The following is a 9187-nucleotide window of genomic DNA, read 5'->3' on the forward strand; positions in this document are numbered from 1 at the left end:
CCCAATAGCCAAACAATCACAACTTACCCTTGAGCAGTTTTGCCGGTTAGAACAAGCCTTGATTTCCTATCATGGCGGTAGCTTCAGCGGTATTACCGACCAAGCCCTTCAAGCGATGGGATTACAGAGAAATGTCAGCCTTTCAGTACAAAACTTTATTGTCTTGCCCGAATTGCTGGCGCAAAGCGATTTATTGGCTGTTGTGCCTGAGCGCTTGATTGCCAATTTGTCCAATCTTAAGCGCTTTGAACCACCTCTTAAAATTCAAGGCTTTACCAAAACACTGATTTGGCACGAACGGACACATAAAGATCCTGCGTATCGTTGGGTAAGGGAGTTGATTGAGAGGGCTTATTTGGTCGAAGAGAAATAATAAATACTGATCAGCAGTAATTGATAAAGTATGAGAGATTTTCCTTTATGGACTGTAAATAGCTTAAGCCAATGCTCTTTTAAGAAATGCGGTAAAAAGGTATAATTAAAGCCTTATTTTTTTAAATTATTTAGGAAAAAAATGAATATTTTATTACTAGACGGTGGAAAAGAGTTTGGTCATTCGCATGGTGAGTTAAACCATACGCTTCATAAAAAAGCGAAAGAAATTTTGACCGCACTTGGACACAATGTACAAGAAACCGTGATTGATGCCGGCTATAATGTTGAAGCAGAAATCGAAAAATTCTTGTGGATGGATGCGGTGATTTGGCAAATGCCAGGCTGGTGGATGCATGAGCCTTGGACAGTGAAAAAATACATAGACGAAGTGTTAACCAGCGGACACGGTAAGCTTTACCACAGTGATGGTCGTCATCGTGTCAATCCAGCCGAAGGCTATGGTACAGGTGGTTTACTGCAAGGCAAAAAACACATGCTTTCGCTTACTTGGAATGCCCCGATTGAAGCTTTCACTCGCGAAGGTGATTTCTTTGAAGGCAAAGGTGTGGATGCTTTATACATGCACTTCCACAAACTTAATGAATTCATCGGCTTAACCCGTCTGCCGACATTCTTATGTAATGATGTGATTAAAAATCCACAAGTCGAACAATACTTAGCAGACTACCAAGCACATTTGGAAAAAGTGTTTGGATAGTTGCAAAATATTAGTTTAGAAGGTGAGCATTTGGGCTCACTTTTTTTATTTTTCTCTAATCAAATTTCCTAAGGAGGAGAGAGAAGATGAATAGGCTGAGTTTAGATAAAACAAGAGCGCAAGTTTCGAAGAAGATTTTCAAAAAACCAGACTTTGGACGAATTAAGAGTGTCATCTGAAATCATTTTTAGACGATCTATCATTTTGCCCCAGTCTTGAAATAAGTCCGAATTATGACTATAATTGCAAAATTTAGTCAAAATCGAGACCAATTATGAATCACCTTGACCAACTAGGCACCCGCATCAGCCTCATTGATAGCGCATTCGACCAATGGATCAAACTGCAGAATTTAAACTACAACTCCTTTGCCGTACTTTACACCTTGGCAAACGAAGGCAGCTGCACACAAAAGCACATAGGTGAAGAATGGTGTCTGCCCAAACAGACGGTTTCAGGTGTTTCTAAAGTCCTTGCCAAACAAGGCTTGCTCCAATGGCAGGAAGGAGCGGAAGACAAGCGCGAACGGTTGTTGTCGCTCACTGAAAAAGGCAAAGAATATGTCAAACCTTTGCTGCAAAATATGCAGTCGTTCAACGATAAGGTATTTGCTGCATTCGGTGAAAAACGCGTGGCGCGGCTGTTTGCCGATTTGGATGTACTCGCAGAATTAATGACTCAGGCTATTCATACCAAGCAAGGAGACTGATGATGTGGAAAATGTTGAAACACATCGGCAAAACCCACCGCAAGAGACTTATTGCCACTTTTTCTTTGGTTGGGCTGGAAAACCTGCTCATGCTGATATATCCGGTGTTTGGCGGCTGGGCGATTAATGCAGTCATTGAAGGCAATGTCTGGCAAGCCATGTTCTATGGCTTGGTGGTTTTACTGATGTGGCTTGTCGGCGCGACACGTCGTGTCGCCGATACGCGCACGTTTACGCGGATTTATACCGAAATCGCCGTACCCGTCGTATTGGAACAGCGGCAAAGGGAGGTTTCCCCATTCGGCAGTTACCGCGCGTGTCGCTCTATCGCGCGAATTCGTCAGTTTCTTTGAAGAACATTTGCCGATTGCCGCCACATCGTTGGTGTCGATATTCGGCGCCTGCATCATGCTTTTGGGTTTGGAATTTTGGGTCGGCGTATTGGCGGTGGGCATACTTGCCCTATTTCTATGGCTGCTTCCGCGTTTTGCCGCCATCAGCGAAAACCTGTATTTCCGCCTGAATAACTGTTTGGAGCGCGACAACCATTTCATTCAAAAAGGCAATGAACGGCAGCTGTACCAGCATTATGGTTTGGTCGCCCGCCTACGCGTGCTGATTTCCAACAGGGAAGCCTCCAGCTATCTTTGCATCGGTGTGGCAATGAGTATTTTGTTTGGTTTCGCCTTCGTACACATGACGCTCAAAGGCTTTGGCAATGCCGGATATATTTATTCGGTCAGCACTTATCTGTGGATGTTCGCCATGAGTCTGGACGACGTCCCCCGATTGGTCGAACAATATTCCAACCTGAAAGACATCAGTCAAAGGGTGGAATTGTCTGAAAAAGGGCTGGCATAGGCAGAGGTCGTTTGAAACCATTTTCAGACGACCTTTTAATTTTGTCGTAAATCCAAAGAATATTTCATTGTTTCCTATTTGGAGAATATGTTGTTCATGAAGTGAGATTTATTGCTGAATAATTTATCCGTACAATCCGCATCATTGGATATTGAGGAGAAAATGATGAAAAAAATGCCTGTATTGTTTGTTGGGCATGGCAGTCCGATGAATGTGTTGGATAAGGAAAATCCGTTCAACCAAAATCTCAGCCTGATTACGCAAAAGTTTGCCAAACCCAAAGCGATTTTGATGATTTCGGCGCATTGGTACAGCAGCCGTTTGCAGGTTACATCGGGTGAACATCCTGAAATGATTTACGATTTTTACGGATTTCCTGAAGAACTCAGCCAAGTGCAGTATCCGGCGCCCGGTTCGCCTGAATTGGCGGAGCAGGTGCGGTCGCTATTGCAGCCGGAGAATGTCGGGCTGAATCCGACACGCGGTTTTGATCACGGCGCGTGGGCGGTGTTGAAATTTATGTATCCCGATGCCGATATTCCTGTGGTGCAGCTCAGCCTGAACCGTTCGCAATCTGCGGAATGGCATTTCAATTTGGCGAAAAAATTATCCGCCTTGCGCGAACAGGGTGTGTTGATTATCGGCAGCGGCAATATTATCCATAATTTGAGCGTGATGAGCAGGGCGCACATCAATCAAATTGGCGCGGGTTATGATTGGGCGTTTGCGTTCCGCGAAGCGGTCAATCAGGCGGTTGTCGAGCGGGATGACGATACTTTGATTCATTACGAACGGCTGGGCGAAAAGGCGATGCTCTCCGTGCCGACTCCGGAACATTATCTGCCTTTTCTTTGCATCATGGCATTGCGCGAGCCGGATGATGCCATTACGTTTTTCAACGACAACCTTGTCGCCGGTTCGCTCAGTATGACTTCGCTGTTGGTGGGGTAAAAGGAAGGGGAGGGAGATAAGCTTGAAAGTTTTGAGTGTATAAATAATGAGAGCTAATACCAGTGGTTAGATTTTGAAGAAATCCGATAGGATTAAGCCTTACAGTCGCATGTGAATTTTGTAGTTCCATTTCTTTTAATAAATCCACCCCAATATTTTCTGTCCAACCGCCTTTTTTAGCCCTTTTACTATTTTATTGGTTAGATTTAAGACTTTGGATTATGTGTGATCGTGCCATAGATAACCTCAAATTGCTCTCTGGAGCGTTTTTTGTCTGTAAGGCTAAACATTCTTGCTTAGTTAGTTAATCAGTTTAATTATTTTGGTGCGTTTAGGAGATTTTATTATTGGATCTTTTAGTGACACAGTGATTGCAGGCAAATTAAGTTTAGTTTGTTTAAAGCCGTTTTAGGAAATTTAGTTATGCAAAAATTACAATAAATGCAACAATCAATTTTTAAAAATTAAGACAATCTAAATAAACATCAAAACAATAAAATAAAAAACAAATCACAGATAAAATCTGTGTCTTATTTTGTTTAAAGATTAATTGAGAAGTAAAATAGGCGCAGTTATTTATACTTTGTATTTATGCAATAGTACTTACTTGATATTTTAAGTATTAAAGGAGCTTTTGATTAATACCAAAAACTCCCTTATTTTTTATGAATGTTAATAACATTTAATATAAAACCTAACGGATACGGCGTTTTCCTGTGGCAAATTCATAAATAAATAGCACAATAATCGCACCAATAACTGACAACACTAAGGCCATAAAGCCACCATTTTTACCCAAGCCAAGCGCTGAACCAATAAAGCCCCCCACAAATGCCCCTGCGATGCCCAGAACAATGGTCAAAACCCAACCCATACTATCGGCTCCCGGTTTAATCGCACGAGCAATCAAACCCACCACAAACCCCACAATCAACATCCAAATAAAATTTATCATCATCCTTTTCCTATTTTTGACTCTGGCATAATGCCTTAATTAAATTGATAATTTTTTAGTAAAAATAAAAATTATAACGATTAATTTTCATTATACATACTCAAGCACAAAAACCAAGTCTTGGTATGTGGCATAAATGTAAATATATTGGGAAATATTAAATAAAAATCACAGTTTTGTAAAAAAATTATGGCATAGCCATCATTTTTGATAACAAAACCATCCTTTTGCCAGTAGGATTATTTGCACCAAAACAATCTGCGGTTTTGTCAAAATCAATAATTTATTTAACGATTGGATGATGCGGTTGCCCCGCTTTATGCTTGTTAGCTGTAGATTATTTTTAAATTACAATTAAATTACTTTTGACTTTCATTGTAATTTTGTTATACTTATAAAATAATGTATTTTGGGAGATTTGGAATGAATTACACCAATTTTAATATGCGTCTTGATAATGAATTGCGTGGGCGTGCATATCCAATTTTGGAGCAGTATGGGCTAACACCTAGTCAAGCTGTAAGAATGTTTTTTAATCAAATTGCACAAACTGGCAAAGTTCCATTATCGTTTGATTGGGCAGATAAGCAAACTTTAACCCCAAAGGCAGTAGCTCGGTTACGTCAGACAGAGCAAGAGTTTATTGATGGTGAATTTGAGCGCTTTGACAGTTTAGATGACCTAAATCAAGCAATGGCAGAGATTGCCCGTGGCTAAACGTAAATTTGACATGGCAAAATCCTTTAAGCGTGATTTAAGAAGACACTATTTAGCATTAATTGGTGAAGCGTGAACGGAAGTTTCAAACTGCCTTTTAAATGGATTGCCAATCCCTGAAAAATACCAAGACCACCCACTTAAAGGCGATAAATCAGGCTTGCGAGATTGTCATATCAGACCTGACATAGTCGTAATATACGTGAAGTTTTCAATAACAGTGTTCACCTTATTATCACTTCACCGCCTTACTTTAATGGCCTGCTCTGCGATAATATTGATTAAGCCATGACGGTTGTCATTAATATCACCATTTTTCACTTCAATACTGTAAGTATTGCCAATGCACTAGTGGGGTCTGACAGAATTTGGGGGCTATCCACTTCTTTGCCATCTTTAAAGCTTATCTATTCTCTTGCTCCAATAGGTAGCTTTTTACCAACATCTTGTTCAGATTGCTATGGTGCGGGTTATGATATCTTATTTTTCCTAAAAACGGCGGTTGGTTTATCAACAAGTGGTTGTAGATAAGGCTTGTACTGGCTTGCAATGCGTGGGGTATTGATGTGTTTGAATATGTACATAAAATTTCCTTGCAGTTCTTGATTTCCGTAAGGTTTTTATGTACAACGTTCAGTAAAATCTATAAAAATCCGAACCTTGATGCGTGCAGTTTTTCGTAAGCGGAGCCTCAAGATTGCAGTCTTGGGGCTTAAATTTTTTTTACATATCATATCACGTTTTTGAATCACAATAAAAATCGTTTTAAATCACTCTGAAAAGCCCATAGAGCGTTTTTGAGTTTAGTCTTATTTTTTGTGTGAATCTACAACTCTCCTAGACTCCTTAAAGCACATTTTTAGGAAAGCGTAATCCTTAACATCTGATCTACTTTTACCATTTGGGTGGTATTTTGCTTTTTGCAGAATGAGATGCCAAAAATCGGGTTCAAGCGAATTGGCTTGCTGTGCTTATAATTAGGGTAAGTTATTTTCTGCAAAGAAGTCTAGGACTTTCTGTTTATCCACTGACACAATGCTATTTGCATAGCTTAGTAGTGCTTAGATGAGTTAGTGTTTTATGAGTTTATAAAATATATTTTGCTAATAAAATCTTTCGTTAAAACATCTTTAAAAATATAGTTTCTTTCATTATTAAGAGAATATATTATAAAATTTTCGTAATCAAAATAATATTCCATATCAATACTTTTAACATCATTTAAAAAGAATTTAATGCTATTATTTCTAAAATCATCTATATGTGTATTTGAAATATTTTCCAATAAAAATGACTGATAAGAAACTAAATTACTATATTTCTTAAATAATGAAATAAAAGTCAAAGACCAAACATCATGGCAATAGATTTCCCCCAATACAGGATCGTATTTATCATTTAATTTTTGTTCATATATTTCTCCAGTCTCTTTTGATATACAAAAAATACCAGCAATATCATTGGTTCCAAAATAAGCACAGTTTGGTGGTATGGCATTATCTGGATGGCCTTCAATGTATATTTCTTTAATTTCTTGAAATGTGCAGTTTAGATTGATAGCGTCAAAAAATTCTGTTCTAGCCCCACCAAATTGGGCTAAGAAATTAATATGCTCATTATGATAAGGTAGATTATTTTTCACAAAGAAGTCTAGGACTTCCTGTTTATCCACTGACACAATGCTATTTGCATAGTTTAGTAGTGCTTGGATGAGTTGGTATTTTGTGGGTAATGCAGGTTTCATCTTTTTTTACTCTCTTGATTAGTGGTTGAATTGGTGGTATTACCACCATTGGTTATCTTGTTTTGGCTTTTGATTGCCTCTTCGTGATAAATTTGCTGATTGTGTGGTAATGCACAAGTAGGACAAGGGTCCATTTGGTCATCGCCAAATTTTGTTTTAGGGCTGCCTGCATAGGCGTGTTTTAAATTCTCTGACTCGCCGCGCCAAATAGTAATAGAGCCTGTAATGGGACTAGAGTTTTGTCCAGAGCTGGTGGCACAATGGGGTTCGGCACATTGACCTGGCTTGTTGGACAACCTACCATCACGCCCCACACCTTGCATAACTCCTTGTTTTTCAGTTAGGGTTTCGGTGCCCACCCTATATTTTCTTTGACCATTTGGTAATTTTCCTTGTTTGTCTGGTAAGTTATCTAATACTCTTTGTAGCTTGGCAATTTGTTGAGGATTATTGCCAGAAATTCCTACACTTACCGTACCATCTTGGTGTGTAATAACAGAAATTGTCCGATTATTTTTTTGTGAAAATCATGGCTGTTCCTGACCATTTGATAATTTGACTTTGCTACTCATTACTTGTTTAATATTCTGTGCTTCGTTATAAGCCTCCTAAGTTGGTCTATCAAATACATACAAATCTTTATGATAGTTATGGTTATGATATTCTTGTTTTTTACTAGAATAATTACCAAATAAATTCTCATCCCTTTCAGAATTATTCTCAACCTTAATATTATTATAGGTATGCTACCTTTGCCTATCATAAACATTCCCCAAACCCCAGTCGCCTACCTGAACGTGTTAGCATTCATTACATCATTGGAGTTATTTGGCGCATTTGGTGCAATGACATCACCATCAACTTTATTAATCGTTTTGATGGACTGGACTGCAAACTTACCAGTCCCAGCTGTTGTAGCAGAGATTGCTAAATTGGCTACCAGCTTACCCGAAGCTTCACTAACTGTCTGACTAATTTTGTCAGCATCCCCTTGTAGGGCTAAAATTTGACTATAGGTAGATTAGTAATGGCATCAGCCAAACCTTTGAATGTTTTGAAACGTCACCCTCAATATTTTACAAAATACAAGCATCATATATTGCATAAGTGATGACATCATTTGCGATGCTCTTCATATTATTTACTTTTATTCTTAAACAACTTTCTAAACAGTTTTATATTTGAATCAAAAACAAAACCACCGATACATAAAGACAAAAAAACAATCATAATGACTAGTGCAAAAAATATAAATCTAAAAATATAAATATTAAGATCCAATGTAGCATGTAAAATAATAAAAAATAAACCAAAAAGTCATGTTGCTAAAAATAAAATAACAATTTTTCTATTCATATATCTCTCTATTTATTACAATATTTAGATATTTTGTTTTCACACATTTGTATAGAAGCCCCAGCTTCAGCACCTACAGCTATAGCTGGTTGTATAGCAATTGCCCCGTTATCATGAAAAGTATCATTAAATTTACCTCCCAATATAAGTACAGCAGCACCAGTTATGGCAACACTTTTGGTTGAAGTTCCTGGTGTAAGCGTTTTTTTGCTACATTGGCATCTATGCAAGTGGAACTACCAAATCTGAGCCCAAATTGCATACAGCTACTAGTAACAGCACAGAATCTACCTGTTGAGTCCATTGCTGTCCCGCCGCTCTGATTAAATCTAATCACACCTACCAGAGATAACCACCTGTTAACTTGCCTTGTCCTTGTACGTTTAGGCTTGATGTATTGGCAATGATGCCTGATTGATTGGTTACTTGGGCATACCGGGCGTTTAGCTGCTGTTTGCCAGCGTTGATGTTGGCATTTTGCAGCTTACCGCTAAAATCAAAGTCAGCACTGCCACCAATGTTTTGTTGTTTGCTGTCGTACTGATAAGTGTCTTGACGGCTTTTAACGATTAAATCACCCCTATCATGTTTGTTAGGTGTTTGGTTGTGAGATTGGCACCATCTAAGGTAAAATTACCCGTGATGTCATTATGCATGGCATTAGCTACCTGAACGGCAGTATTGGTGTGGGTCGTGTCAGTTTCTGTGCTGCGCCTTTACCAAGATTAGCATGAGCGGTAAGGTCTTGCACTATCTTGGGAAGCTGCTTCTTATTTATATGCCAATTAAATTGTTCATAAC

The 9187-nt window shown here is 38.7% G+C and carries 13 protein-coding genes and 1 pseudogene; 10 read left to right on the forward strand and 4 right to left on the reverse strand.

The annotated features are described in order from the left end of the window. The 6 genes from ACZBKJ_RS09395 to ygiD form a co-directional block, all read left to right on the forward strand. A partial coding sequence (locus ACZBKJ_RS09395; protein ID WP_463200821.1) for a LysR substrate-binding domain-containing protein occupies positions 1-373 on the forward strand: 373 nt, incomplete at its 5' end. A gap of 141 nt (positions 374-514) precedes the next feature. Next, positions 515-1093, forward strand: coding sequence for an NAD(P)H-dependent oxidoreductase (locus ACZBKJ_RS09400; protein ID WP_463200822.1), 579 nt, complete (start codon positions 515-517; stop codon positions 1091-1093). A 274-nt stretch (positions 1094-1367) separates the two neighbouring features. Next, positions 1368-1802 carry a MarR family winged helix-turn-helix transcriptional regulator gene (locus ACZBKJ_RS09405; protein WP_463200824.1) on the forward strand — a complete coding sequence of 145 codons (435 nt, stop codon included), beginning with the start codon at positions 1368-1370 and terminating at the stop codon, positions 1800-1802. After that, positions 1802-2155: an ABC transporter six-transmembrane domain-containing protein gene (locus ACZBKJ_RS09410; RefSeq protein WP_463200825.1), complete on the forward strand. Its 354-nt coding sequence runs from the start codon at positions 1802-1804 to the stop codon at positions 2153-2155. The genes ACZBKJ_RS09405 and ACZBKJ_RS09410 overlap by 1 nt, the downstream gene beginning before the upstream one ends. Next, positions 2046-2663: an ABC transporter six-transmembrane domain-containing protein gene (locus ACZBKJ_RS09415; protein WP_463200836.1), complete on the forward strand. Its 618-nt coding sequence runs from the start codon at positions 2046-2048 to the stop codon at positions 2661-2663. The genes ACZBKJ_RS09410 and ACZBKJ_RS09415 overlap by 110 nt, the downstream gene beginning before the upstream one ends. Before the next feature lie 165 nt (positions 2664-2828). After that, positions 2829-3614 carry a 4,5-DOPA-extradiol-dioxygenase gene (ygiD, locus tag ACZBKJ_RS09420; protein WP_463200826.1) on the forward strand — a complete coding sequence of 262 codons (786 nt, stop codon included), beginning with the start codon at positions 2829-2831 and terminating at the stop codon, positions 3612-3614. 694 nt (positions 3615-4308) lie between these two features. On the opposite strand, the gene ACZBKJ_RS09425 is transcribed toward ygiD, so the two are convergent. Next, complete coding sequence (locus ACZBKJ_RS09425) at positions 4309-4569, reverse strand: GlsB/YeaQ/YmgE family stress response membrane protein (RefSeq protein WP_463200828.1); 261 nt, start codon at positions 4567-4569, stop codon at positions 4309-4311. Between the two features lie 423 nt (positions 4570-4992). Between ACZBKJ_RS09425 and ACZBKJ_RS09430 the strand changes: the two genes are divergently transcribed. The 3 genes and pseudogenes from ACZBKJ_RS09430 (at position 4993) to ACZBKJ_RS09440 (ending at position 5817) form a co-directional block, all read left to right on the forward strand. Further along, entirely contained in the window at positions 4993-5286 is a 294-nt protein-coding gene (locus tag ACZBKJ_RS09430; protein WP_463200829.1) for a type II toxin-antitoxin system RelB/DinJ family antitoxin, read from the forward strand. A 91-nt stretch (positions 5287-5377) separates the two neighbouring features. After that, positions 5378-5578: pseudogene (locus ACZBKJ_RS09435) on the forward strand (type II toxin-antitoxin system mRNA interferase toxin, RelE/StbE family); the annotation flags it as partial. Then, entirely contained in the window at positions 5575-5817 is a 243-nt protein-coding gene (locus ACZBKJ_RS09440; protein WP_463200831.1) for a hypothetical protein, read from the forward strand. The pseudogene ACZBKJ_RS09435 and the gene ACZBKJ_RS09440, both read left to right, overlap by 4 nt. 547 nt (positions 5818-6364) lie before the next feature. Here ACZBKJ_RS09440 and ACZBKJ_RS09445 read toward each other — a convergent pair. Together ACZBKJ_RS09445 and ACZBKJ_RS09450 are read right to left on the reverse strand one after the other, a co-directional pair. Beyond that, complete coding sequence (locus ACZBKJ_RS09445; protein WP_463200832.1) at positions 6365-7030, reverse strand: hypothetical protein; 666 nt, start codon at positions 7028-7030, stop codon at positions 6365-6367. Then, entirely contained in the window at positions 7027-7389 is a 363-nt protein-coding gene (locus ACZBKJ_RS09450) for a hypothetical protein (RefSeq protein ID WP_463200833.1), read from the reverse strand. The genes ACZBKJ_RS09445 and ACZBKJ_RS09450 overlap by 4 nt, the downstream gene beginning before the upstream one ends. Positions 7390-7782: 393 nt before the next feature. Between ACZBKJ_RS09450 and ACZBKJ_RS09455 the strand changes: the two genes are divergently transcribed. Then, on the forward strand, positions 7783-8001 hold the full coding sequence (locus ACZBKJ_RS09455) for a hypothetical protein (protein ID WP_463200834.1): 219 nt from the start codon (positions 7783-7785) through the stop codon (positions 7999-8001). Between the two features lie 393 nt (positions 8002-8394). Here ACZBKJ_RS09455 and ACZBKJ_RS09460 read toward each other — a convergent pair whose 3' ends face one another. Next, on the reverse strand, positions 8395-8616 hold the full coding sequence (locus ACZBKJ_RS09460) for a hypothetical protein (protein WP_463200835.1): 222 nt from the start codon (positions 8614-8616) through the stop codon (positions 8395-8397). Positions 8617-9187: the final 571 nt, after the last annotated feature.

It is taken from the genome of Moraxella sp. I5G (genome assembly GCF_055193055.1).